Raw genomic sequence first — 26,976 nt, 5'->3', positions numbered from 1 at the left:
ATGAAGCATGCTTATTTGATAATGGCTCATCATGAGTTCGAGGTTTTAGGGAAATTGGTTCAGGCTATTGATGATAAACGAAATGATATCTTTATCCATTTCGATGGAAAACTCAAAAATCTTCCTTTGCTGAAGGCACATTATGCAAACTTGTATATACTGGAGAAGCGAATAGATATCCATTGGGGGCATATTTCACAGATTAAAGCGGAGTATATTCTATTTGAAGCGGCCTTCACGCAGGATAGATACGCTTATTATCATTTGCTTTCCGGTGTACATTTGCCGTTGAAGTCTCAGGATTATATCCATTGTTTCTTTAATAACTTGAAAGATAAAGAGGTATTGGCACATGTACCCAATTCCGACTATCAGACTACTCTTAAAATGCGGCGATATAATTTATTCATGAAGCACTTTATGCACAGGAATCTGTTTATAAGAAGAATCAGCCAGATTTCATGGAGGATTTGTATCCGCATTCAGAAGGAACTGCATATATATCGAAATAAAAAGCAGTTTTATACAAATGCGGCTAATTGGGTAAGTATAACCGACAGCTGTGTTTCTTATCTGTTGCTGATCAAAGACGATGTGTTGAGAAAGTATCGTTTCACATTATGCGGGGATGAGTTCTTTATCCCTTCAGAACTGGAAGTTTCAGACCTTAAATATCGGATATATTATGATAATCGGTTATTGAAATGTGATTTCGGAGGAGGTTCTAATCCACGTATATATCACTTGGAAGATTATAACGACCTGGTGAACTCCGATTGTTTATTTGCCCGTAAATTCAGCCGTGAGGATATGGATGTCGTGGACAAAATATTGATTCATAACACAATGGATAGGCTATAATGAAGCATGCTTATTTAATACTTGCCCATAGCGATTTTGAGATTCTGGAGCGATTGCTTCGGGCAATTGATGATGAGCGAAATGATATTTACATTCATTTTGATCGGAAAGTAACTCGCTGTCCGGAATGCCGGATATCTCATGCCGGACTTATTATTCTGGCTGAGCGTATTGACGTCCGTTGGGGAGATGTGAGTGTAGTCAGAGCGGAGTATGCACTGTTTGATGAGGCATATCGGCATGGCGGATATCGTTATTATCATTTATTGTCCGGTGTTGATATGCCCCTTAAGTCACAAGATTATATACACCGTTTTTTCGAGGAAAATGATGGGAAGGAGTTTATAGGATATTATCAAGGGGATATTACAAGAGAAATCAATCGGAAAGTTCGGAGATGGCATCTGTTTCCGGAAAGTTTTAAGAAGACAGGCGGAATGACAGCCGCTGGAAAGAAGGTATTGCGGGCTGGTTTTATCCGATTGCAACAGGTGATCGGATTTCACCGGAATAAGACAATAAATTTCCGGAAGGGTACTCAATGGGTGAGCCTTACTGAGAACTGTGTCGGCTATTTACTCCAATATAAAAATGAAGTTGAACGCATATACAGCCATACATTTTGTGCAGATGAAATTTTTGTGCAGACAATATGCTGGAATTCATCTTTTCGAGATTATATATATGATGCGGAAGATGAAGAACGTGGATGTTTGCGGATGATCGGATGGAAAGATAATCGGATAAAGGAGTGGACGGAAAAAGATTTTGAGACTTTGATGAGATCGGAAGCATTATTTGCCCGGAAATTTGCTGTCCGTCATATCGCGGTAGTCGGGTGGATTTTAAATGAGGTTGTAAGATGAAAGGTGAACTGGAAAAAAGGCAGTCGGAAGTAATTGCTGCCATGAGGTTTCCTTTGATGGTGTTATTGCTTTTTGCCCATGTGTTGCCTATGGTATCGATACCCATAGAAATGAATTTTTCGGAGATGAATATATATCATTTTATTTCGGAAGGAATATCACATAATCTTTCCAGAATACGCAATCCCTTATTCTTTTTCTTTTCTGGTTTTTTCTTTTTTCGTAAGCTGGAGAAATGGAGTGTCGGTTTTTACCGTTCCCAGTTGAAAAAGAGAATGAGAAGCCTTTTGTTGCCCTATCTCTTATGGAATATACTGATGATAGCGGCGATATATATCAAGAACTATGCTTCGGTTGCAGTTCTGTCGACTGAATTGGGTGAGGAGTTGCTGAACCTTAAGAATACTCCCTGGTATATCCTGTTCTGGCATACTCCAGCCAACTATCCCATGTGGTTTTTGCGTGATTTACTTTGTATGTCTGTACTGACTCCTTTGTTCTATCTGTTTTTCAGATATTTGAAAGTATACGGTGTGTTTATACTTACGATTCTGTATTTGTCTGCTTGGGAGACAAATGTTGCGGGGCTGAGTATGTCGGCTATTATGTTTTTCGGCATAGGAGCTTATATGGGGATTTATAAAAAGAACATTCTGGAGTTTTGCTCGAAGTATCGTTATACAGCGGCAATAGCAGCTTTTTTGTTTCTGTGTTGCGCCACTGTATGTAATGGAAAGGAGATACATATATATATCGTTAGAATTTATGTGCTGTTTGGTATCATAACCGTTTTTAATCTGATGAACTGGCTGATAAACAGGGAAACTTGGAAGAAGCATCTTTGCAGTCTGTCGGCTACGGTTTTCTTTATCTATGCGGCTCATGAAATATACATCATAAACTGGACGAAAGGGTTCTTTTCCCGTACTTCCCTTGCCGGTTCTGGTGGAGGATTATTACTCAGTTATATGCTTATTCCTTTTATAACTTTGGGCATTTGTCTGGGACTTTATTATATGTTGAACAAGGTGGCTCCTAAAGCGCTTGCCGTGCTGGTTGGCGGACGGGTAAAGAGCCAAATAACGGAAAGTGGCAGATGAATATTGAAAACGTGACGATTTCGGTGATTATCCCTGTATACAATGCGGCAACCACCTTGCACCATTGTCTGGAGTCTTTGGACAGACAAACTTACAGGAAGCTGGAGCTTTTGTTTGTAGACGACGGCAGCACAGACAACAGTCTGGACATGCTGACCTGTTATGCAGAACGGAATACTGATACTGACAGAGTAATCAGAGTATTGCACCACGAACGGAACCAGGGAGTAGCGGCGGCACGCAACACGGCACTGGTACATGCTACGGGTGATTATATCTATTATGTTGATGCGGATGATTCTATCGAACGGTATGCATTGGAGTGTCTGGCGAGAGAAGCAGGAAAAGAAGGACTGGATATTGTGGGACATGAGTGGTATCTGACTTTCAGCTCGAATGAACGCTACATGGAACAGGCTGACTATAGCACTCCTATGGAGGCTTTACGAAATATGATGTGTGGAGTGATGCGCTGGAATCTGTGGCTCTTTTTAGTGAAGCGTTCGCTCTATGTGGAGAATGATATCCGGTTTACAGAAGGTATGAATATGGGAGAAGATATGATGGTGATGATGAAACTGTTTATTTGTGCAAGGAGTGCCTCTATCATACATCGGCCTTTTTATCACTATGGGCAGAATAATGTGAATTCGTTGACAAAGGTCTACTCACGGGAGCATATGATGCAAGTGACCAATAATGTATATGAGGTAGAACGCTATGTCCTCGAATCGGCTTATGCCGGTTTATTATCTCCTTACCTTCCTTTTCTGAAATTGAATATTAAACTTCCGCTTCTTATGACGGATGATACAGCGAACTATCGTCAATGGTTGGAATGGTTTCCGGAAGCAAATGATTTTGTGATGCATAATAAGCGGATTTCTTTAAGAACACGCCTCGTGCAGTGGATGGCGGTGAGACAGAACTTTAGTTTGTTGAAACTTTATCACAAGTGTGTTTTCAAGTTGATTTATGGAACTATTTATAAATAGGATAGTAAGATTATGATGCGTTTATTAGCCATGTTGGTGGTAGCTATGATAGTCAGCGGGTATTATTTTCCATTTACCTTTACCTTTCTGCCGGGCGTGAATACGAAGATGGTATTGGCGGTCATCGGTATCGGTTTGGTACTTTATGAGGGATGTCGGAAGCGCGGGATTACTTTCTCAAAGGAACTGATGGGAGCAGTAGTGCTGGCTTGCCTTTTTTCTTTCGTATGTCTGTTTTCAATTGATTATAATCACACGGATGATTATTCTTATGTGACCTACTTTGCCACTTTCTTCACTTGGTTGGGCGGAGCGTATGCGGCTTGTGCAGCCATTCGTCTGCTTCATGGAAAAGTCACTTTGAAATTGTTGGTCAGCTACCTGGCTTTTGTCTGTGCAACGCAATGTATATTGGCTATTCTGATAGACAGAATTCCTGCTTTTCGGATGCTGGTGGATTCTTATATTGATCAGGGACAGGAATTTTATCAGGAAGTCGGCAGATTATACGGTATTGGGGCGGCACTGGACCCTGCCGGAGTACGGTTTACTGTTGTATTGTTGCTGATAGCTTACCTTTTGTGTGAAGATGATGTGATTCGGCAGGACCGGAAGAAAATAACGGGATTTCTGGTTTGCTTTTTTATTATCTCGATTTTAGGAAATATGATTTCGCGGACTACTACTATCGGAATGATGATGGGGCTGGCCTATATCATTTATTCAACCGGAATTTTTCGTCTGAGTATATCGGTCCGTAATTTTAAGTTCTATTCCGTTTTCGGGTGTCTGTTGGTTGTATTTGTTGTCTGGGGAGTTTATATGTATCAGAATAACCATAACTTTTATCAGAATATGCGGTTTGCTTTTGAAGGTTTCTTTAACTGGATAGAAATGGGTGAATGGCGTACAGGTTCCACCGATCGATTGAATGCCATCATGTGGGTCTGGCCGGAAAGTTTTAAGAGTTGGATGATCGGAACAGGGAAATTCGGATTTTATACTTTCAGTACCGATATTGGTTACTGCCGTTTTATACTCTATTGTGGCTTGATTGGTTTCGGAGTCTTTTCTTCATTCTTCATATTCAACGCTTGCGTTTTTGCCCGCAAAAGAGAGCACTTTCTCCTTTTATCTTTTCTCCTTTTATCCTTGACTTTTATCATCTGGATAAAAGTAGCTACTGACATTTTCTTTATATATGCTTTGTTCTATTGCTTGGATTGGAAAGAAAGCGAAGCTAAAATACTTGTAGAATGAAGAATATGACTCGCAATATAGGTTTGGATGTAATTAGAAGCATTGCAATCTTTTTTGTAATAGGCGGGCATTTCTTTCTGTTGCATACTTCCCTACGTGAAGTTCCTTTTAAAGGCATATCCTTATTCGTGCAAGGCACTTTTTTATCTCTGTTTCTTTCTGGGGTTCCTCTGTTCGTTGTACTGACGGGTTATTTGAATATCAGCAAAAGTTGCAGTTGGACATACTACAAAAACTTTAAAAGGGTATTGTATTCTTATCTACTTTTTTCCATACTGACTATTTTATTTAGAAAATACTATTTAGGCGATACGGAGACATGGATAGAATGGGGACTTAAGATTTTGGACTTTTCCGCTATCCCCTATGCATGGTATATTGAAATGTGGATAGGATTGTATCTTCTGACTCCTTTTCTCAATATACTTTATAAGAATATGGGTAACCGAAATGTAAAACAGTTGTTGATCGGTATTTTATTTCTGATGACGACTCTTCCACATTGGCTGAACAGAGATGGAATGCATCTGTTTCCTGCTTTCTGGCAGCAATGCTGGCCTTTAACTTTTTATTTTATCGGGGCATACATACAGGAATATCAACCACGGGTAAGGCTGGGACTTGTAGCAATTCTTATAATGGGATTATGTTTGTTGAATCCGGTTCTGAATTTGTTGTTGCATACCCGTTCTTTGTTGCTGTTAGGAGGTGGTCCGGAGGATATTGTATCTTTCTTTATTACAATACTATTATTCCTGATCTTTTATCAGATCAATATAAAGAAGAAGATTGTAGAAAAAGTGGTGATGAATATATCTCTGTATTCTTTGGATATATATTTGTGTTGCTATATTTTCGATGTGCTTTATTATCCGTTCTTTAAGAATCATTTTTATGTTACCCAAGTGCAATTCGGTAGTTACTTCTTTATTCTTGTACCTCTTGTGCTTATCTCTTCCTTTCTTGTTGCATTTTTGAAAAATCGATTACAGAGAATAATAGCAACCGGTTTGTGAGATGAGAATAGTCTATTGCATAGCCGGGACTTATAATTCCGGTGGTATGGAGAGGGTTTTGGCTAATAAAGCCAACTATCTGGTAGGTCATGGATATGAAGTATTCATAGTTACTACCGATCAACGCGGGCGGCAACCTTTTTTTAGTTTGGATGAACGCATATGGTGTTATGACTTGGATATTAATTATGAAGAGAATAACGGAAAATCCCTGTTGAATAAAATCCTCCATTATCCGTTCAAGCAGTGGAAGCATCGGAGGCGGTTGTCCGGATTGCTCGGGGAATTAAATGCCGATAGAGTGATTTCCATGTTTTGCAACGATGTATCTTTCTTGTGGAAGCTTAATGATGGTAGCCTGAAAGTACTTGAAATTCATTTCTCCCGTTTTAAGCGTTTGCAATATGGGCGTAAAGGAGCTTGGAAGATGGTTGATCAGTGGAGAAGCAGGATGGATGAGAAGGTAGTAAAGAAATATGCCCGTTTTGTGGTACTAACTCATGAAGATAAGTCATATTGGGGCGATTTGCCGAATATCATGGTTATTCCGAATGCACTGACTTATCCTGTCGGTCGACCGGCTCCATTAAATAATAAAAAGGTAATAGCAGTTGGCCGGTATAATTATCAGAAAGGCTTTGATTATCTGATCGATGCATGGGCAATTATCCATCATTCTCAGCCGGAATGGCGGCTGGATATCATCGGAGAAGGAGAATGGCTGAACCGGCTGCAACGGCAGATTGACGAATATAAGCTCAATCATTGCATTCGTTTGAAGTCTGCCACCAGCCATATAGAAGAAGAGTACAGACAAGCATCTTTATTGGTGATGTCTTCTCGTTATGAAGGGCTGCCTATGGTTCTGCTGGAAGCACAGTCATTCGGACTGCCCATTGTTTCCTTTGCATGCAAGTGTGGCCCCAAAGATGTAATCACTGACGGAGAAGATGGCTTTTTAGTACCCGAAGGAAATATTTCCGTGCTGGCAGACAGGATACTGAAACTGATAGAAAATGAAGATATGCGTAAACGTATGGGCGAAACTGCTTTAAAAAGTTCATACCGCTTTATGGAGCCGGCAATTATGCGGAAATGGGAAAAGTTATTTGACTCTCTGAGTATTACTACATGAAACTACTATTGGAACTGCATGCTTTGTTTTTTTGCTATAGGTGGTGGTATGCCGGAGAGGACTCCATAGATGATCTCAAAAGTTATAGGTAAACGTATATGAAGAGAATAGTAATATCGGCTGTGAATCTGAAAGTCGGAGGTACATTGACTATATTGCGCGATTGTCTGCGGCACTTGTCCGGTTTGGCTGCGACAGGTGAATATCAGGTTATCGCTTTGGTATATGACAGAAAATTAGCCGATTATCCCCATATAGAGTATATAGAGCTGAAATGGCCTAAGAAGAATTGGGGCAACAGGCTTTGGTGCGAGTATGTCGCCATGCGTAAAATATCAGTCCGGCTTGCTCCTGTATTTCTGTGGCTATCCTTGCATGATACGACTCCCAGTGTCAGGGCACAAAGAAGGGCTGTTTATTGCCATAATTCATTTCCTTTTTATCGCTGGAAAATGAAGGAAATCCTGTTTGCTCCCAGAATAGTGTTGTTCTCGCTATTCTCCAGGTATGTTTATCGGATTAATATTCACAAAAACAAATATGTCATTGTACAGCAACAATGGTTCCGGAAGGCTTTCACCCACTGGTTTCACCTGCCGGACGAGTCTGTTATCGTAGCACCACCTGTGCTGCAACGGCAACCATCAATGAAGAAGAGTCCGAATACAGCAAGCATAGAGATGGATGAGGACGAATATTCCTTCCTTTATGCGGCAACTTCGGATAGTCATAAGAATTTTGAGTGTATTTGCAGGGCCTCGGTGCTTCTGCGGCAGAGAATGCCGGGGCTGAAATTTAAAGTTTACCTCACTGTGAAGGGAGATGAGAATGCGTATACCCGTTGGCTTTATTCACACTGGGGAAAGGTTCCGGCTCTGGCATTCGTCGGATACCTGACTAAAGAGCAACTCTACGCATACTACCAAAGAAGTAATTGTTTGATTTTCTCTTCGAAGGTAGAAACGTGGGGACTACCGATTACTGAATTTGCGGTTTTCAACAAGCCGATGCTCCTGTCCGATCTTCCGTATGCACATGAAACTGCTGCCGGTTGTGAACAGGTGGCTTTCTTCCATCCGGACCGGCCGCAGGAACTGGCTGCTCAGATGGCAAAACTACTTCGAGGGGATCACTCCTTTCTGGCTACGCTACGGAAAGAAGAGGTGTTGCCTCCTGTTGCTGAATCATGGGAAAAACTATTTCATATTCTATTAAAATGAAAGTATTACAAATAGGTAAATTCTATCCGATTAGCGGAGGGATAGAAAAAGTGATGTACGACATTACTTTGGGGCTGTCACAGAAACAGGTCTATTGCGATATGTTATGTGCCTCGGCAGAGAAAAAAGACTTGGGGAATCTATTACTGAATGACTATGCACGTGTATTGTGTGTGCCTACATGGAAGAAGATGGCTGCTACTATGCTATCTCCTGCTATGATATTCCGATTGCGTAAAATACGGGAGGAATATGATATCATCCATATCCATCATCCCGACCCGATGGCGTGTCTGGCACTATTCCTGTCCGGCTATAAAGGTCCTGTCGTTTTGCATTGGCATAGCGACATACTGAAGCAGAGGATGTTGTTAAAACTATACTCACCCTTGCAAAACTGGTTGCTCCGGAGGGCGGAAGTAATAGTCGGCACTACTCCCGTTTATGTGAGAGAATCTCCTTTTTTGGAAAACATACAGCGTAAGGTTACCAGCATCCCTATCGGTGTGGATGAAATGAAACCGATTCCCGAACGGGTAGCACAAATCAAGGAAAAATATGCCGACAAGAAGATTATCTTTTCTTTGGGGCGACTTGTGGAATATAAAGGTTATGAGTATCTGATACAGGCTGCCCGCCGGCTGACAGACGACTATGTCATATTGATAGGAGGAAGAGGACCTCTTCAGGAGTACTTGCAGACATTGATAGACGAATTGGGCGTAGCGGATCGAGTCAAGCTGCTGGGCTTTATTGAGGACCATGATTTACCGGATTATTTTGGTGCCTGCGACTTGTTCTGTTTAAGTTCTATCTGGAAAACAGAAGCTTTCGGAATCGTACAGATTGAAGCGATGTCCTGTGGCAAACCGGTGATTGCTATGAACATTCCGGAGTCGGGAGTCAGTTGGGTAAATATAAACAGCTTCTCTGGAATTAATGTAAACCCGGAGGACGCGGATGCATTGGCGGAAGCGATCATAACGGTGCTGACCAATGAGCATCTGTATGATCAATTGTCGAAAGGCGCTCGACGACGTTACGAAACGATGTTCACCAAAGAACTGATGACAGAACTTTGCCTGAACCTTTACCGGAAAGTATTGAGAAGTGATGCTGACCAGTATACCCAGATTACAGAAAATAATAATATCCAAGAAATATAAAACATGAGAAAAAGAGACTATTTAAGAAAAAGCAGGCCTGTAATATTGGTTTTGGCAGTACTGTTGATGACTTCTTGTATCAATACCAAAAGGATCGTTTATCTGGAAGATATGAGAGAAGACATTTCTTATCCGATGAATGCGCAGCCGGAGATGAGAATTCAGAGGGACGACCGGCTGAGCATTATTGTCAGTTCGAGAAATCCGGAACTGACAGTGCCTTTCAATATATCTACCGGAGGAGACTTTCAGGTGACTTCCAATGGAGACGTATCCACGACTGCCGGTAGTCAGAAGCAAGAAAAAGGGTATATGGTAGACTTGAACGGATATATCGAATTTCCGATTTTGGGTAAGTTGAAAGTGGTCGACCTGACCCGCAAGCAGGTAGCCGATCTTATCAAGAGTCGCTTGATCAGTGAGAATCTGATTAATGATCCTTTAATATTTGTAGACATTTTGAATATAAAGATTACCGTCATGGGAGAAGTTAAAAGTCCGCAGGTATTGCAGGTGGACGATAGTCGCATAACCTTGCTCGAAGCTATCACCAGAACCGGTGGCGTAACCTCTAACGCTCTTCTGGACAGGGTAGCGGTCATCCGTGAAGAAGGAAACGAGCGCAAGATGTACATGCACGATATCCGTTCGTCGGATATCTTTTATTCTCCCTGCTATTATTTGCAGCAGAATGACATGGTGTATATACATCCTAAGTTTGCGGAAGCTAATACAAAAGAACGCCGTACACTGGGCTTCTACTCGTTTGGAGTAACTCTTCTAAGCCTGATTACCACACTGACCGTATTATTAAAATAACTAACGATAAGACAGAATATGGAAAAACATAAAAAGTTGGCTGTAACGGAGGAGGAGAAGTCCATCAATATTGTCGATCTCTTTATTTATCTGCTCGTCCATTGGAAGTGGTTCGTCCTCTCCATTTTACTGTTTGGGGGATGTTTCTGGTATATTTACTGCAAAACGCCGTTTGAATACAGTCGGGTGGCGATTGTAATGATTAAGACGCCGGCCAATTCGAGATCGACCATGCAGTTGAATAACTCCGACTTTGCGGGACAAGTCAACGTGGCAAGTGAGATTCTGCAATTCAAGTCGAAAGAACTGATGCGGAAAGTGATCGATCGCCTGCAGGCAAATATCTGTTATACAGTGCACGAAGGTCTTCGGCCTGTAGAACTGTATACGGAATCTCCCGTGCGTGTAGCCTTCCTGGAGGCGGGAACGGATGAGGCTCATTCTTTGTCTGTCACTCCTAAGAGTAATGTACAGGTAGAACTTTCTGATTTCTCACGTGGGATGGAACAACGGAAAGTTGTGAAACTGAATGACACCATTCAGACGGCACTGGGCAAGTTAGTTGTATTCGCTGCCGAAAATTATGGGGAATCCTGTTTCGGTAAACCGATCGTGGTGACTTGTAAGCCTCTGGAAGAAATGGTATCTTTCTGGCTCAATAATCTGTCGATCAGACAAATGAGTGGTGATGCCGCTCTTTTGCGCATAGCAATGAACGACCTTTCCCCAACACGTGCCGCCGATATTCTTGATATGCTGATTACTATATATAATGAGGAAGCTATAAAGGATAAAAACCGGATTGCCGTGAATACGGCGGAATTTATCAAAGAACGTTTGCAGATCATTGAACACGAATTAGGTAGTGTGGAGACAGATATCGAGGACTTGAAAAAAGCAAATAATGGGGTTGATATCAATATGGCCGCAGGCATGTACATTCAAGACAGCCGGCAGTACGAATCATCGATCAAAGAACTGGATACACAGCTGCAACTGGTCACATTCATCAAACAATATTTGCAGGATTCAAGTAAGGAGGATGAATTGATTCCCAGTAATATAGGGCTGGAAGACCTTAATATAGAAAGTCAGATCGCACGTTACAATGAGACATTGCTGAGACGTAACCGCTTGATGAACGGAAGTAGCAGCAATAATCCTGTGGTGCAGGAATTGAACCGTACGATGCAGACAATGAAGCAAAATATTTATAGGGCATTGGATAACCTTTCTAACACGCTGAGGCTGAAAAAGCAGGATTATAGTCTTCAGGAAAACCAAGTGCGGCAGAAAGTACAGGCAGTTCCTCGAAAACAAAGGGAAATGCTGTCCGTCGAGAGGCAACAGAAAGTCAAGGAGTCCCTGTATATATTTCTGTTGAACAAGCGGGAAGAAAACGCATTGAGTCAAGCGATGGTAGATAACAATGCGCGGGTTTTTGATCCGGTTTCGGGAAGTAATATTCCGATTTCTCCCAATAAATATAAAAAGCTCATGTTAGGGGTAGGTTGTGGAGTCATTGTTCCTTCTGTTATTTTGTTACTGATGTTGATACTCGACACCGGAGTTCATAACCGGAAAGAAGTTGAATCAATTGTCAGTGCCCCTTTCCTGGCAGATATTCCGCAGACACCCAAAGCGATGGCTAATGTGCATGAGGTGGTGGTACGTGCCCGCGGACTGGATGCATTATCCGAATCGTTCCGCATTCTTCGCACCAATTTAGGATTTATGTTATCCCAGACGCAGGAACGGAAAGTGATTACGCTTACCTCATTTAATATCGGTGCGGGTAAAACCTTCATCTCCATTAATCTGGCGGCCAGTCTGGTACAGACTGAAAAGAAAATCGTGTTACTTGACTTGGACCTCCGAAAGGGAAAATTGAGCGAAATGTCTCATTGCACACAGGTTAAAGGGGTAGCCCATTATCTGTCCAATCCATCTATAGAGGTAAATGATATTATCCTACGGGATGCTTTTGGAGAAGGTCTTGACTTGGTCCCCATCGGTGTTATAGCTCCTAATCCGACAGAACTCTTGTTGAGTAAGCGGCTGGATGAGTTGGTAGACAAGCTTAGGGAGCGATATGATTATATCATTGTCGACAATGTGCCGATAGGCTTGGTTGCCGATGCTACGGTTGTGAACCGTATCACTGATTTGACCTTGTTTATCGTGCGTGTCGGTAAGATTGACCGCCGTCAACTGCCCGAGCTGGAACGCTTGTACCAGGAACATAAGCTGAACAATATGGCTGTTGTGCTTAACGGAACGGAAAAAGGCAGTAGTGGTTATGGTTACGGGTACGGCTATAATTACGGTTATGGTTATGCTGCAACTCAGAAAAAGAAAGGAGGATGGTGGAGACGTAAGGGAAAGAAATAATGCATTGTTTTGCTTTGACAGAATGACATACAAATCGTACATTGCTTACTAAGAGGAACTTTTAATGAGGCTCTGTATAAAGTGAGAAGGTTATCGGATTTTATGTGAACGATAAACTGGAAAAAAAGCCCCAACTTTGCAATTGGAACTTGGTATATTGAATTTTAATGAAAAGAATCACTTATGAGAAAAGTAATTGTTCTATCAGCCTTGTTGCTGATAACAGGAATGAGTGTTTATGCACAAGAGGACTACTCTAAATCTTTAAAAACGACAACTACAATCGTAGAAAATGCTGATAAATATAAAGTAGAAACCAATCGCTTTTGGAGCAACTGGTTTGTAACTGCCGGTGGTGGCGGACTGATCTTTTTCGGTGACCATAATATGCAGATGAAATTTGGCGACCGTCTGAGTCCGGCACTTGACATCGGTTTTGGAAAGTGGTTTACCCCCGGCATCGGTATACGCTTCATGTATAGCGGACTGACTATCAAAGGTGCTACACAGAACGGCAGTCACTCTACCGGAAAAGTGTACGATGCTTCACAATGGCTGGACGAACAGAAATTCGACTTTATGAATATTCATGGAGACGTGCTGTTCAATGCCTCGAATCTACTTTGTGGTTATAATGAAAAACGTTTTTGGTCTGTAACTCCCTATGTCGGTTTAGGCTGGATACTCACATGGGAAAGTCCGCGTGCACGTAACTTCAATGCCAGTATCGGTCTGATCAACTCGTTCCGTCTGAGTTCTGCGTTCGACTTGAATCTGGACGTGCGTGGCACTGCAACAAAGGATGAGTTTGACGGTGAACGTGGCGGGCGTAAAGAAGAAGGATTATTGTCCGTAACAGTAGGAGTTACTTATAAATTCCCACGGCGTACATGGGGGCGCAGCACTGTCAAGACCATTACCTTTAGTGATGAAGAACTACGTCTGATGCGCGAACAACTGAAAGCGATGAATGACGAGAACAATCGTCTGAAAGACGAATTAGCAACTTCCAATAAGGTTACGGAGAGAGTGGTGGAAACGAATATCCTCTCTGCTCCTTATCTGGTCACTTTCCAGATATCAAGGTATGCTCTTAGCAATGAAGCTCGTGTAAATATCGGATTTCAGGCTAAGATAATGAAGGAAAACAAGAATGCTGTCTATACGATTATCGGTTATGCCGATAAGGGTACAGGGACTAAGGAGTTTAACCAGTTTTTGAGCAAGGCTCGTGCGGAAGCAGTCTACAACTGTCTGGTCAATGAGTTCGGAGTACCGGCATCGCAACTGAAAATAACTTATGAAGGTGGTGTGGACAATATGTTCTATGATGATCCGAGAGTAAGCCGTGCAGTGATAACGGTGATTAAATAAACCCTTTTACATAAATATGGATGAGATGAGATAAAAAACACACTTATAAAACAATTTGTAATTAGTTGAAAGATGCATAAGCATCTATAAATCTCATGGGGCATAATTCCGGCAACGGAGTGCCTCGAAAAAATAGTCATCTGTGAAGATGGTCGCTATTGCTTGTTTGAAAGCATCTTTTTCCAGTGGGGGAGAGGTGCTTTCTCATGGCTTAGTCCGTTAAACACTTGACAAACGCCTTTTATTGTTGTATATTTGTAGTTCCAAACCTGAACTGAATAATATAAGAACGATAAATAAAATGAGAAAATTAGTATGGAATCATCGGCTGCGGTGGTATAATATAGTAACAAATAGTGCTTATCTCTCTGACGTATAGCCGAGGATAGGATGCTCCGATATAGGAAAAGGCTGCGAACTTTATGAGGTTTGCAGCCTTTTTTGTATTATAAATTCAATCCTGATTCTACAAATTCCTATTTTAAAGTTTATAATAAACGAGGGGGACGTTTATAATAAACGATCACAGTATTTATTATAAACCCGGTTGCCGTTTATGCATTGAACTGTAATTATTTTCGTATGCTTGGAAGTCTATAATTGGAATGAAATAAAATGCTGGTAATTATAGTGAACATGTATGGCGTCTGTGATCTGTCAGATATGAAGTAAAATGAAAGAACAACGGCTTTCTTTCTCCAAGTTTGTGCTTTATTCTTTTTCTAAGGGAGGTGAAGACGGTGATCATTTTTGATATTCAGCAGTTTGGATTCTTGCAGCGGACAGACGGTTATTCCTCTAAATGCAAAAGTTTTAATTTCCTTCCATCTATTTAAGAGTATTTACCTTATCTTTGTTACCGAAATAAAATATGATCATGAGGAACACATTGTATATTCTATTGGCATTGGTTACTTTATTTCTGCAAAAGGTAAGCGGAGAAGAGAATTCTAGTTATTATTTTACTCACATAAATGGAGATAACGGGCTTTCGTCGAGTAACGTGAAAGCGATTATCCAGGATAGCTACGGTTTTATGTGGTTCGGGACGAAGAATGGTCTCAATCGTTTTGACGGTACTTCCATCCTGCGGATGAACTGCGAAGATCATCAGTTAAAGAAAGGCAATAATAACATTTCCGCTTTGTATGAGGATGCCAATCGCACACTTTGGGTGGGTACGGACAGGGGTGTCTATTTGTATCATCCGGCTTCTGATGTATTCACCCATATAAACCAAAAGACAAAAGAGGGTAAAACAATGGATAACTGGGTGTCGGCCATCGTAGGCGATACACAGGGTAATATATGGGTTATTATCCCCGATCAGGGAATATTCCGTTATAAAGACAACGAATTATATTTTTATGAAATCAGCAATAGGAGACAATTTAAGCAGGAATCCCCCAATTGTATTTGCGTCCGTGAAAATGGGGAAGTCTGGATTGGCTTCTGGGGATTAGGAATCTGTCGTTATAATCCGCAGAAAGATTCGTTTGAACAGATAGTGGAGGATAGGGACGGACGTCCGTTGGTGGGGAAGAATATTAATTCTATCTGCGAGTATGGCGATTGGCTGATAATGGCTGCCAACGAAGGGGAATTGATAAAATATAATACGAAAACCCATGTCTTGGAAGATATAAAAGTAGCAGGAGCCGATAATACGTTCTATACTACGGTAGCCTATATGAAAGGTAAAATCTGGCTGGGAACCTTCAATGGACTGTACGTCATTGATGAGAAGAAGAATGAAGTCGTTTCGTTGAAGGAAGACCTGATGCGTTCGTTCAGCCTGTCGGATAAGATGATTTATTCGATGTGTCAGGATAGTGAAGGAGGGATATGGATCGGGACATTGTTTGGCGGGGTGAACTACTTACCCAACCGGAATCTGCAATTCGATAAGTTCGTACCCGGAAGTTCCGGAAATTCACTGAATACCAAACGTATCCGTGAACTGGCGGAAGATGTGAAAGGCAATATCTGGATCGGTACGGAAGATGCGGGAATCAGTGTGTTGAATGTAGAGAACGGTGTGATAAGGCAGGTAAAGGATAATAAATCCGGAAATCATCTGGTTACTTTGGCAGTAGTCCCTTTTCAGGATCAGATATATTGCGGACTGTTCAAGGCCGGACTTGACGTTATTCAGGTTCCGGGATACACTGTCAGGCATTATACTCCGTCGGAACTGAAGATCGGAGAAGGCAGCGTATATGTTTTCCATATAGACAGGAAAGGACGTAAATGGCTGGGAACAGGCTGGGGACTGTATGTTGCCGAGGCTGGTTCATTTAATTTTGTGAATGTCAAGGAGACCGGATACAACTGGATTTTCGATCTGTGCGAAGCGAAAGACGGTTCTGTCTGGATTGCCACGATGGGAAGTGGCGTGTGGAGATATTCGCCTCAGACCGACTCCTATAAAAAGTATGAAAGCAAGGAAAATGAACCCGATGGGTTGAGTTCAAACTCAGTCAGCTCCGTTATGCAGGACAGTAAAGGACGTGTCTGGTTTTCTACCGACCGGGGCGGAATCTGCTATTACAATGAAGAAAAGGATAACTTTGTCACCTATTCAATAAAGGAAGGATTGCCCGACGATGTTGCCTACAAGATTCTGGAAGATGAAGAAGGAAATCTATGGTTTGGGACGAACCGCGGACTCGTTCGCTTTCATCCCGACAAGAATGATATACGTGTTTTTACGACAAAAGACGGGCTGTTGGGGAATCAGTTCAATTATAAATCGGCTTTGAAGGCGCGCAATGGCAAATTCTATTTTGGGGGCATAGACGGACTGGTCGCTTTCGACCCGAGAGAAGCGAAGACGGATGATTTTGTGCCGCCTATTTATATCTCCAAATTCAGTATATATAATAAGGAGGTGACAGTGCACACAGCCGACTCACCTTTGAAGGAATGTATCACGCATACCGATCGTATCGTATTGAATTATGATGAGTCGAATATTAGTTTTGACGTGGCGTTACTCAGCTATTCTACCGCTGAGGCTAACCAATATTACTATCGGATGGCTCCGATCGACAAGGACTGGATTAAAGCCGCTACCAATCAGAATATATCGTATGCGAAATTGCCTCCGGGACAATATACCTTTCAAGTAAAGGCAACGAGCAACGATAATGGAGGGCAATTTGTCGAACGCTCCTTGTCTATTGAAATACTACCGCCCTGGTGGTTCTCCCCTTGGGCATACGTATTCTATTTTATCTGGCTTGTCTGCGTGGTGGTATCCTGGTTCTTCTGGTATAAACACCGGAAGGAAAAGGAAATGGAAGAGCGTCAGAAACTGTTCGAGATAGAGAAAGAAAAAGAGTTGTATGAGTCTAAGGTCAATTTTTTTACGGAGATTGCCCACGAAGTGCGTACTCCGCTTACTTTGATCAATGGTCCGCTGGAGACGTTGCAGGAGATGGAAATTGCCGACCCTAAGATTCAGAAGAATCTGTCGGTGATTACGCAAAACACCAATCGCCTGCTGACACTGACGGGGCAGTTGCTTGATTTTCAGAAGATAGGCGCTCATAAATTTGAGATGACGATGGAATGTGTGGATATTACGTCGCTGCTTCGTGAAACAGTTGCACGCTTTGAACCTACTATATCCAAGAAGAACAAAGAACTGGCTCTTCATATTCCGGAAGAATCCATAGAAGCGGTCGTTGATAAGGAGGCTATTACTAAGATTCTGAGTAACCTTTTGAATAACGCTTTAAAATATGCCCGTCATTCTATTTGCGTGGAATTGCAGAGAGAGACGGAGGCATTCCTTGTGCGGGTGACCAGTGACGGTGATAAGATACCGGCGGAGATTAGCCAGCAGATATTCGAACCGTTCTATCAGGCAGCGAAAAAAGACTCCGCCTCATTTGGTGTCGGCATAGGACTTCCGTTGGCACGTTCGTTGGCATCTCTTCATAGAGGCAAGCTATATCTGGACTCAGAGCATGAAGATAATTCTTTCGTTCTTTCTGTTCCTCTGGTCGAAAATACCTTGCGGTCTTTGCCCAAGTTGGAAGAGATAACGGTCGAGGCAGATACCCTGGGTGAAGGGGTGCCGGTAGAGGCGGAAATGAAAAGTTACGTTTTGTTGCTGGTAGAAGATAATGAGACCATGCTGGAATTTATGTCCGAACGCCTGCTGGAGGTTTTTACGGTGGAAACGGCAAAAAATGGACAGGAAGCACTGGAAGTGTTGAGGAGCAGACGGATTGATCTGGTCATCAGCGATATCATGATGCCCGTTATGAACGGGTGGGAGTTGTGTAAAGAGATAAAGTCGGATATGGACCTGAGCCATATTCCCGTCATCTTCCTGACAGCCAAGAATGATATCGACAGCAAGATCAACGGCTTGAAGATAGGTGCGGAAGCATATGTAGAGAAACCGTTCTCTTTCAACTACCTCAAAACGCAGATCGTATCCTTGCTGTATAATCGTCAGAAAGAACGCGAAGCATTCTCCAAGCGTCCGTTCTTCCCGACGAATAAGATGCAGATGAATAAGGTGGATGAAGAGTTTATGAATAAAGTGATTCGTACCATCGAGGAAAATATCATAGATACCAATCTGAACGTAGAGCATCTTGCCGAGATTCTGGGCATGAGTCGTTCCAGTCTGCTGCGCAAAATAAAGATGCTTTCCAATCTTTCTCCTGTGGACTTCATCCGTTTAATCCGATTGAGGAAGGCTGCCGAACTGATTCATGAAGGTAAGTATCTGATCGGGGATATTTGCTTTATGGTAGGTATCAATTCACCGTCCTATTTCAGCAAACTTTTCCTGAAACAGTTTGGCATGACACCTAAAGATTTCGAGAAACAAAGTCAGGCAGACAAAGAAAAGATGGATATGCCTTCCTGACCGTCCGGGTGCACTATAACAAATGATGCACAAAAATGAAACATCTGCGGAAAATAGGCCTCAGATGTGATCTAATGCTGCAAAAATGGTATTTTTTGCAGCGTTTTTTAATATCCCACCTATATATATCCCCCTACTTTTGCCATTGTTCCGGATAAGGAGAAATAATCTCTTTGGACGAACGGATTGATTTATCCTTAAAAGTGAACTCTAATACTAACTTAAAATTCTGATACATGGAAAAAATCAGGCTTATCTATTTGACTTTGATTTTATTTTGCTGCTGCCAGCTGTCGGCACAGAATAAGACAGTTACCGGACAGGTAACGGCAGCAGGTTCCGAAGAACCGATTATCGGTGCGAGTGTAGTGGTGAGGGGTACTTCCAATGGTACTATCACCGATGTTGATGGAAACTTTTCTCTTTCAATCCCTGTAGGGAAAGAACTTCAGATTTCTTATATCGGGTATATTACTCAATATGTAAGGGTTCCTAAGAATAATAAGGTGGCTGTAGTGTTGGAAGAAGACAGTAAGGCTCTCGATGAAGTCGTGGTGGTAGCTTTCGGTACACAAAAGAAAGAAAGTATGATCAGCTCCATCGAGACGATCAAACCCGCAGAGCTGAAAGTACCGTCCAGTAACCTGACGACTGCTCTTGCAGGTCGTATGTCCGGTGTGATTGCCTATCAGCGTAGTGGAGAGCCGGGAAAAGATAACGCAGACTTCTTTATCAGAGGTGTCACGACCTTCGGATACAAAAAAGACCCGTTGATTCTGATTGACGGTATCGAAACAACTACTACCGAGCTGGCACGTCTGCAACCGGACGATATTGCCGCATTCTCTATTCTGAAAGATGCTACTGCTACGGCATTATACGGTGCCCGTGGTGCCAATGGTGTTATTCAGGTAGCCACGAAGGAAGGTAAGGAAGGAGCGACTAAAGTGTCTATTCGTGTAGAGAACTCATTCTCTTCCAATACCAAGAATGTGGAACTGGCCGATCCGATCACCTTTATGCAGCTTGCCAATGAAGCGGTTAGAACCAGAAACCCGCTGGCTCCTCTGGCATATTCGCGTGAGAAGATAGACAACACGATCAAAGGTACAAATCCGTATGTCTATCCTGCCAATGACTGGAGAAAACTTTTAGTAAAGGATATGACCGCCAATCAGCGTGTTAACATGAATGTCAGCGGTGGTGGTAAGCTGGCAAGATACTATATTGCAGCTTCTTTTTCCAAAGATAACGGAAACCTGAAGAGCAATTCGATGAATGGTTTCGATAATAACATTAATCTTCGTTCTTATCAGTTGCGTTCGAACATTAATATTAATCTGACAAAGACGACGGAAGCTGTCGTACGTCTTTCCGGTACTTTTGACGACTATCGCGGACCTCTGGACGGAGGAGATGTGATGTATAAGAAGATAGTCCGTTCCAACCCTGTATTGTTTCCTGCCTATTACCCGTCGGATGCACTGCCTACGGCGAAGCACTTGCTGTATGGTAACGCTATCCGTGAGACGGAGGCGAACTATACCAATCCTTATGCCGAACTGACAAAAGGATATAAAGACTACTCCCGTTCTACAATGGATGCACAGTTTGAGTTAAAGCAAGACTTATCCTTTATCACGAAAGGGCTGAACATCCGTGGATTGTATAATACTTCCCGTTACTCTTATTTCGACGTTAACCGTTCGTTCAATCCTTATTATTATAATGTAAGTTCGTATGATAAAAAGACGAATCAATATAATATCGGTCTGCTGAACGAGAAGTCCAATCCGACAGACTATCTGGGATATAGCGAAGGCTGGAAAGATATACAGTCTACCACCTATATAGAAGCTGCTATGCAGTATAATCGTAGTTTCGATATTCACGAAGTCAGTGGCTTGCTGGTATATCAGCAGCGCGAAAAGATCAATGCGAACAGCGGTTCTTTGCAGAAGTCTCTGCCTTACCGTAATCAGGGTTTGTCCGGTCGTTTCACTTATAGTTACGACAGCCGTTATATGGCAGAGCTGAACTTCGGTTACAACGGTTCCGAGCGCTTCTATAAAAACGAACGTTGGGGATTCTTCCCCGCAGCCGGCTTGGCTTGGGTAATCTCTAATGAGAAATTCTGGCGTCCGATGAACAAGGTGATCCCTAAATTGAAACTGAAAGCAACCTACGGTCTGGTAGGTAATGATGCGATTGGAGACGAGAATGACCGTTTCTTCTATCTCTCCGAGGTAGATCCGAATGATTCAGGTAAGGGATATTGGTTTGGAACCAACTTTGACGAAGGAAAACCGGGAGTGACGGTGAAGCGTTACGATAACCGCCTTATCACTTGGGAACGGGCGAAAAAAGCAAACTACGGTTTGGAACTTACTTTGTTTGATGCCTTGAATATTCAGCTGGATTACTTTACAGAGCATCGTACGAACATTTTGATGGACAGAGCTTCTATCCCGGCTGATATGGGTCTGGCTGCCAAAGTACGTGCCAATGTGGGTGAAGCGAAAGCAAACGGAGTAGACTTGTCAGTGGATTATAATAAGTTCTTCCGCAATGGGTATTGGTTGCAGGCACACGGTAACTTTACCTATGCGCACAGCGAATTTCTGAAATATGAAGAACCCGCCTATAACGAGAAATACAGAAGCCATATCGGTCAATCGTTGAACCAATGGTACGGTCTTATCGCCGAACGTCTCTTTATTGATGAATACGATGTGCAGAACTCCCCGAAACAAACCTTTGGCGAATATGGAGCCGGTGACATCAAATATCGGGATGTGAATGGTGACGGACAGATTACCGATGCCGACATGGTTCCGCTGGGATATCCTACAGTACCCGAAATTGTCTACGGATTCGGTTTCTCATTCGGTAACCAGCGATTTGATATCTCGGCTTTTTTCCAAGGTTCGGCACGTTCTTCCTTCTGGATAGATGCGAAGGCAACTTCTCCGTTCCAGCACATCAATCCTACGGATGACGATCCTTATCATCAGGATATTCCTTTATTGAAAGCTTATGCCAACGACCACTGGTCGGAAAGTAACCGTAACCTGTATGCTATGTGGCCCCGTCTGAGTACGACAGTGATTGAAAATAACGTGAGAACCAGCTCTTGGTTTATGCGTAACGGTGCATTTCTGCGGTTGAAAACGCTGGAAGTAGGTTACACACTGCCGGAAAGCTGGACGAAGAAGGCCTATATATCATCCGCACGTGTTTATTGCAGCGGAAACAATCTGCTCCTCCTTAGCGGATTTAAACTGTGGGACATCGAAATGGGAGGTTCCGGATTGGGATATCCTATTCAGAGAGTCATCAATCTGGGTGTACAAATTAACTTCTAAAATCTAGGAAAGCATGAAAAATAGAATGATATACCAAATGAAGAATAAGGTCAGAAACCTGACATACTTCCTTCTGTTGATTGGAGGAACGGCATTGACACAATCCTGCAGCTATCTGGATGTAGTGCCCGATAAGATAGGAACGATTGACAACTCGTTTACAAACCGCAACGAGGCGGAAAAGTATCTGAATACTTGCTACTCATACATTCCGGGCAATGACAGCCCATACAATAATGTCGCTCTGATGGGCGCGGACGAACTCTGGAGTTATTACCCTCTTACTCCGTACAACGATTTTGGCCCTTGGAAGATTGCACTGGGACGTCAGAATGTCAATGACCCTTTATGTAACATGTGGTATGTATATTACCGTGGCATCCGTGATTGCAACATCTTTCTGGAGAACGTATCAGACATGAGCAAAGTAGGAGATTTGACTCCTTCCATGCGGAAGAGATGGCTTGCCGAAGTAAAATTCCTGAAAGCATATTATCATTTCTGTCTGTTCAGAATGTACGGTCCTATCGTGATTGCTGATGACAATCTCCCGATTTCGGCTACTCCGGAAGAAGTGAGAAAGAAACGTGAACCGGTAGATAAGGTAGTGCAGTACATTGTAGATTTGCTGGACGAATGTCTGGAAGACCTTCCGAGAGTGATTTCCAACAAAGGTAGTGAGTTGGGCCGTGTGACGCAGATCGCAAACCTGACTCTGAAAGCCAGACTGCTGGTAACAGCTGCCAGTCCGTTGTTCAATGGTAATAAGGATTATGCAAACTATGTGGATAAGGATGGAGAACATTTGTTTAACTCCACCGAAGACCCGACTAAATGGGACGCCGCCATTGCCGCATGCGAAGCCGCCATTGAAGCCAGTCAGGACCCGGAATTAGGATTAGAATTATACTCCTATAAAAGCAACCTGATCCTGTCGGATGAAACCAAATGCCAGCTTAGCATTCGCAACAGCGTAACGGAAAAGTGGAATACAGAACTGATCTGGGGACTTTCTTCACGTTCGGACGCACACTTGCAGAGTCTTTGTATGACCCGTGTCGGAGCTTATCCCAACAATATGTGGGGAGGACAGGAAATGCTGAACCCTACAATGGAAGCTACGAATCTGTACTACACAAAGAACGGTGTCCCAATGGACGAAGATAAAACATGGAATTATGCCGACCGTTTCAAAGTAAAGATGCACACCAACGAGCAACCATACGAACTGGCATCTTATTATGAAACAATACAGATGAACTTTGACAGAGAACCTCGCTTCTATGCCAATATCGGTTTTGACGGTTGCACCTGGTATCAGTATAACTGTCCATCAGACAGTGAAAAAGACATCTGGACAGCGAAGAACCGCGCCGGACAAGCACAGGGGAAACTGGGAACCAACAGCTATACAACCACCGGATACTGGACCAAAAAACTGGTCAGCGTCACTTATGAAGTTACCCAGAGTGGCTATACGACCGAAAGATTCCCTTGGCCGGAAATGCGCCTTACTGACTTATACTTACTCTATGCCGAAGCGCTGAACGAGAAAGACGACGCCAACAACCGTGAACTGGCTATCAGCTACCTGGATCAGATCAGAGCACGTGCCGGTCTGAAAGGAATCAAGGAATCATGGGACACTTACTCCAAGTATCCCAACAGATACAAGACACAGGAAGGACTTCGTGAGATTATCCAGCGTGAGCGTGCTATCGAACTGATGTTCGAAGGCAGCCGTTTCTGGGATCTCCGTCGATGGAAGACAGCCAATAAGGTATTGAACGAGAAGATCCACGGATGGAACTTTGAAGGTGAAACTCCCGCAGAGTACTATTCGCAGAGAACCCTGTATACATTAAAGTTTATCGCTCCGCGTGATTATTTCTGGCCGATTCATCAGAATGACCTGGTAGTCAACCCGAAATTGGTTCAGAACCCCGGATGGTAATGTATGTCTCATTTTAAAATCAGCAGAATATGATATCACGTAAATTTATAATATGGGCTTGCGGCTTGCTTTTCGTTTTCAGTAGTTGCGCAGAAGATATGGTAAAGCCCATTGAAAACGATAAAGACGCCCCTGGCACTGTTCAGGACGTAAAAACAGAAAGCCTTCCAGGAGCTGTGAAGTTCACTTATACACTGCCTTCCGATCCGGATTTGCTGTATGTGTTGGCCAAGTATACTAATAAAACAGGAAAAGTAATGGAGTTCCGTTCCTCGTTTTACACGAACTCCGTTACGGTAGAAGGTTTTGGCGATACGGATACTTATAAAGTAGAACTGTACACTGTAGACCGTAGCGAGAACCGTTCTCAGCCTCAGATAGTGGAAGTCGCTCCGCTGACTCCTCCTATCCTGTCCTGCTACGAGTCGCTATCGGTGGTTTCTGACTTTGGCGGCATGACCTTCGAGATGGACAATAAGTTCAAGTCCGATCTTGCTATCTACGTCTGTACTCCCGATGAGTTAGGCGATATGGTGCTGGCCGAAACATTCTACTCGGCACGTGAAGAGATCGTTTATTCCGTCAGAGGGTATGATGCAGTTCCCCGTCGTTTCGGCATCTTCCTGCAGGATAAATATGGGAATGAGACAGACACGCTGTTCACCGAGCTGACTCCGATCTACGAAAGAGAACTGGATAAGACGAAGTTCAGGGAAATGTATTTGCAGAACGATTCCCGCGTAGACTCGTATGACGGAAAGATGGAATATGTATGGAACGGAAGAATCTCCAAAGATGGTGACAGTGGTGGCGTAGGGCTTCACACCGGAACAGGCACGAAAGACGGTCCGGCAGTATTTACCTTCGATCTTGGCGTACTGGCTAAACTGAGCCGCTTTGCACTGTGGGCTATTCAAGACGAGAAGCACTTCTATAACGACATGAGCCCGAGACGCTACGAAGTATGGGGATGCGCTACGGAACCTAACCCCGACGGTAGCTGGGATCAGTGGGTGAAACTATTGGATATGGAGAATGTGAAGCCTTCCGGTTCGCCTATCGGTATCTTGACGGAAGATGATATCGAAGCTGCGAAAATAGGAGATCAGGCAAATGTTCCTCTGGATATGCCGCGTGTACGCTATATCCGTATCAAATGTCTGAAGAATTGGTCTAACAATTACAACATCTGTTTCACGGAACTCACCTTCTGGGGGAATGATAACGAAGAATAATTCAATGAGTGTTAACCGACTGATTAAAGCAGAAAGAATATGAAACAATTTATCAAACATACGCCCTATCTGATGTCACTACTGATGCTGTTGGGGATTACATCTTGCACAAAGATGGACGAATATCTGAAATATACGGATGGAAAGGAAATTCTTTATACGGGTATTCCTGATTCTATCGCCATGTATTCCGGTTACAACCGGGTGGTCTTCCGCGGAGTACTGGCATCCGACCCTAAAATAGCCAAGATAAAGATATATTGGAACTTGAAACAGGACTCTCTGGAACAGGATATCCGGAGAGAAGGAAATGATAATGTGCTGATTATACCGATTCCTCTGGAAGAAGGGACCTATAATTTCGAAATGCATACCTATGATAAAGACGGATTGCATCCTTCGGTTCCTTTCAACCTTACCGGAACGTCATATGGTGACTCCTACAAAGACGGACTGGTCAACCGCTTGGTGAAGAAGGTAGAAAAGATAGAAGATGATGTAACGATCGACTGGTCGCCGGCGGAACCGACAGCTCTTTATACGATGGTGCATTACACTGATAACTCGGGAAAAGTACAGGAACTGAAGATCGAAAACAGCGAAGAAGAAACCGTCCTGAAGGACTACAAGAGTATGACCAAGTTTGATGTGCAGACTTACTTCCTGCCGGATGAAATGTCAATTGATACCTTTAAAACGGCAGTTGTCTCTTACGGAGTCAGTGAAGACATTACCGACTTGTATCTGAAGAACTACAAACGTCCGTTTGAAGGAAGGGATAAGAATGCGGATAATAAATGGGGAATACTCGTTGACTGGGACTTCACTCCCAATATCCTGAATCAGAGTAATGGAAAAGGCGGTTGGTCCGAAGACTGGGGCAATTATTCCATCCATCTGGAATCGAAAGACTGGGATGGAGAAGGAATCACGAATGGTAAGGTCTATCAAAGTTTTGAACTTCCGGCTGGAAATTATCAATTGGAGTGTGAACTCGAAGGGGGTAGTAACGGAATGAACGGATATCTGGCAGCCAGCCGCGGCAGCGTATTGCCGGACATTGACCGATTGAAAGAAGAAGCATTGGGATATAGCCAGTACGGTGACTCCAATATGGGCGGAAAGCATACCCTGACCTTCTCTTTGGCGGAACCTGCTACCGTTTCGGTAGGCTGGGTAGTCACCTTCGGATCGTCTACCTGGATGAAAGTGCTCTATATCAAGCTGATGAATATAGCGGATATAGCCGAATAATTCGGTTCTTATAAGTGCTTGGAATAGTGGATATACACCATATATGCCCTGCATGCAGGGCATATAGATCCAAC

17 protein-coding genes are annotated in these 26,976 nt (G+C 43.0%); all 17 read left to right on the top strand.

Features of this window, described 5'->3' with window-relative positions; translation table 11 throughout:
- The 17 genes from ACHLI0_RS12000 (at position 1) to ACHLI0_RS11920 (ending at position 26,902) form a co-directional block, all read left to right on the top strand.
- Positions 1 to 861, top strand: coding sequence for a beta-1,6-N-acetylglucosaminyltransferase (locus ACHLI0_RS12000; RefSeq protein ID WP_234120279.1), 861 nt, complete (start codon positions 1 to 3; stop codon positions 859 to 861).
- Positions 861 to 1,727, top strand: a complete 867-nt coding sequence (locus ACHLI0_RS11995; RefSeq protein ID WP_234120281.1) for a beta-1,6-N-acetylglucosaminyltransferase — start codon at positions 861 to 863, stop codon at positions 1,725 to 1,727. The genes ACHLI0_RS12000 and ACHLI0_RS11995 overlap by 1 nt, the downstream gene beginning before the upstream one ends.
- A complete protein-coding gene (locus ACHLI0_RS11990) occupies positions 1,724 to 2,827 on the top strand; it encodes an acyltransferase family protein (RefSeq protein WP_490749235.1) in 1,104 nt (367 codons plus the stop codon). The genes ACHLI0_RS11995 and ACHLI0_RS11990 overlap by 4 nt, the downstream gene beginning before the upstream one ends.
- On the top strand, positions 2,824 to 3,822 hold the full coding sequence (locus ACHLI0_RS11985; RefSeq protein ID WP_055218706.1) for a glycosyltransferase family 2 protein: 999 nt from the start codon (positions 2,824 to 2,826) through the stop codon (positions 3,820 to 3,822). Before ACHLI0_RS11990 ends, ACHLI0_RS11985 begins: the two co-directional genes overlap by 4 nt.
- Positions 3,823 to 3,834: 12 nt before the next feature.
- Positions 3,835 to 5,082 carry a hypothetical protein gene (locus ACHLI0_RS11980; RefSeq protein WP_234120287.1) on the top strand — a complete coding sequence of 416 codons (1,248 nt, stop codon included), beginning with the start codon at positions 3,835 to 3,837 and terminating at the stop codon, positions 5,080 to 5,082.
- Entirely contained in the window at positions 5,079 to 6,098 is a 1,020-nt protein-coding gene (locus ACHLI0_RS11975; protein WP_490749234.1) for an acyltransferase, read from the top strand. The genes ACHLI0_RS11980 and ACHLI0_RS11975 overlap by 4 nt, the downstream gene beginning before the upstream one ends.
- 1 nt (position 6,099) lies before the next feature.
- Positions 6,100 to 7,233 (top strand): glycosyltransferase family 4 protein, encoded by a 1,134-nt coding sequence (locus ACHLI0_RS11970; protein ID WP_490749233.1) that lies wholly within the window; start codon positions 6,100 to 6,102, stop codon positions 7,231 to 7,233.
- A 98-nt stretch (positions 7,234 to 7,331) separates the two neighbouring features.
- Positions 7,332 to 8,453, top strand: a complete 1,122-nt coding sequence (locus tag ACHLI0_RS11965) for a glycosyltransferase family 4 protein (RefSeq protein ID WP_258970396.1) — start codon at positions 7,332 to 7,334, stop codon at positions 8,451 to 8,453.
- A complete protein-coding gene (locus tag ACHLI0_RS11960; RefSeq protein ID WP_490749232.1) occupies positions 8,450 to 9,619 on the top strand; it encodes a glycosyltransferase family 4 protein in 1,170 nt (389 codons plus the stop codon). The genes ACHLI0_RS11965 and ACHLI0_RS11960 overlap by 4 nt, the downstream gene beginning before the upstream one ends.
- A 3-nt stretch (positions 9,620 to 9,622) precedes the next feature.
- Complete coding sequence (locus ACHLI0_RS11955) at positions 9,623 to 10,438, top strand: polysaccharide biosynthesis/export family protein (protein ID WP_055218696.1); 816 nt, start codon at positions 9,623 to 9,625, stop codon at positions 10,436 to 10,438.
- 18 nt (positions 10,439 to 10,456) lie between these two features.
- Positions 10,457 to 12,829, top strand: coding sequence for a GumC family protein (locus tag ACHLI0_RS11950; RefSeq protein WP_490749231.1), 2,373 nt, complete (start codon positions 10,457 to 10,459; stop codon positions 12,827 to 12,829).
- Between the two features lie 183 nt (positions 12,830 to 13,012).
- Positions 13,013 to 14,203, top strand: coding sequence for an OmpA family protein (locus ACHLI0_RS11945; protein ID WP_008765282.1), 1,191 nt, complete (start codon positions 13,013 to 13,015; stop codon positions 14,201 to 14,203).
- A gap of 877 nt (positions 14,204 to 15,080) precedes the next feature.
- Positions 15,081 to 19,094, top strand: a complete 4,014-nt coding sequence (locus tag ACHLI0_RS11940) for a two-component regulator propeller domain-containing protein (RefSeq protein WP_490749230.1) — start codon at positions 15,081 to 15,083, stop codon at positions 19,092 to 19,094.
- A gap of 236 nt (positions 19,095 to 19,330) precedes the next feature.
- A complete protein-coding gene (locus ACHLI0_RS11935; protein WP_490749229.1) occupies positions 19,331 to 22,459 on the top strand; it encodes a SusC/RagA family TonB-linked outer membrane protein in 3,129 nt (1,042 codons plus the stop codon).
- Between the two features lie 13 nt (positions 22,460 to 22,472).
- Entirely contained in the window at positions 22,473 to 24,413 is a 1,941-nt protein-coding gene (locus tag ACHLI0_RS11930; protein WP_118337064.1) for a RagB/SusD family nutrient uptake outer membrane protein, read from the top strand.
- A gap of 29 nt (positions 24,414 to 24,442) precedes the next feature.
- Entirely contained in the window at positions 24,443 to 25,648 is a 1,206-nt protein-coding gene (locus ACHLI0_RS11925) for a DUF5000 domain-containing lipoprotein (protein WP_074857929.1), read from the top strand.
- A 39-nt stretch (positions 25,649 to 25,687) separates the two neighbouring features.
- Complete coding sequence (locus ACHLI0_RS11920) at positions 25,688 to 26,902, top strand: DUF4998 domain-containing protein (RefSeq protein ID WP_011108514.1); 1,215 nt, start codon at positions 25,688 to 25,690, stop codon at positions 26,900 to 26,902.
- Positions 26,903 to 26,976 lie beyond the last annotated feature (74 nt).

The sequence above is a fragment of the Bacteroides sp. RCH18 genome (genome assembly GCF_058231005.1).
Note: the sequence above shows the minus strand (reverse complement) of the source record. Positions and strands in the feature narration are given on the sequence as shown.

Coding starts and splice junctions, on each gene's coding strand:
- ACHLI0_RS12000 (WP_234120279.1), top strand. CDS start 1: ATGAAGCATGCTTATTTGATAATGGCTCATCATGAGTTCGAGGTTTTA.
- ACHLI0_RS11995 (WP_234120281.1), top strand. CDS start 861: ATGAAGCATGCTTATTTAATACTTGCCCATAGCGATTTTGAGATTCTG.
- ACHLI0_RS11990 (WP_490749235.1), top strand. CDS start 1,724: ATGAAAGGTGAACTGGAAAAAAGGCAGTCGGAAGTAATTGCTGCCATG.
- ACHLI0_RS11985 (WP_055218706.1), top strand. CDS start 2,824: ATGAATATTGAAAACGTGACGATTTCGGTGATTATCCCTGTATACAAT.
- ACHLI0_RS11980 (WP_234120287.1), top strand. CDS start 3,835: ATGATGCGTTTATTAGCCATGTTGGTGGTAGCTATGATAGTCAGCGGG.
- ACHLI0_RS11975 (WP_490749234.1), top strand. CDS start 5,079: ATGAAGAATATGACTCGCAATATAGGTTTGGATGTAATTAGAAGCATT.
- ACHLI0_RS11970 (WP_490749233.1), top strand. CDS start 6,100: ATGAGAATAGTCTATTGCATAGCCGGGACTTATAATTCCGGTGGTATG.
- ACHLI0_RS11965 (WP_258970396.1), top strand. CDS start 7,332: ATGAAGAGAATAGTAATATCGGCTGTGAATCTGAAAGTCGGAGGTACA.
- ACHLI0_RS11960 (WP_490749232.1), top strand. CDS start 8,450: ATGAAAGTATTACAAATAGGTAAATTCTATCCGATTAGCGGAGGGATA.
- ACHLI0_RS11955 (WP_055218696.1), top strand. CDS start 9,623: ATGAGAAAAAGAGACTATTTAAGAAAAAGCAGGCCTGTAATATTGGTT.
- ACHLI0_RS11950 (WP_490749231.1), top strand. CDS start 10,457: ATGGAAAAACATAAAAAGTTGGCTGTAACGGAGGAGGAGAAGTCCATC.
- ACHLI0_RS11945 (WP_008765282.1), top strand. CDS start 13,013: ATGAGAAAAGTAATTGTTCTATCAGCCTTGTTGCTGATAACAGGAATG.
- ACHLI0_RS11940 (WP_490749230.1), top strand. CDS start 15,081: ATGAGGAACACATTGTATATTCTATTGGCATTGGTTACTTTATTTCTG.
- ACHLI0_RS11935 (WP_490749229.1), top strand. CDS start 19,331: ATGGAAAAAATCAGGCTTATCTATTTGACTTTGATTTTATTTTGCTGC.
- ACHLI0_RS11930 (WP_118337064.1), top strand. CDS start 22,473: ATGAAAAATAGAATGATATACCAAATGAAGAATAAGGTCAGAAACCTG.
- ACHLI0_RS11925 (WP_074857929.1), top strand. CDS start 24,443: ATGATATCACGTAAATTTATAATATGGGCTTGCGGCTTGCTTTTCGTT.
- ACHLI0_RS11920 (WP_011108514.1), top strand. CDS start 25,688: ATGAAACAATTTATCAAACATACGCCCTATCTGATGTCACTACTGATG.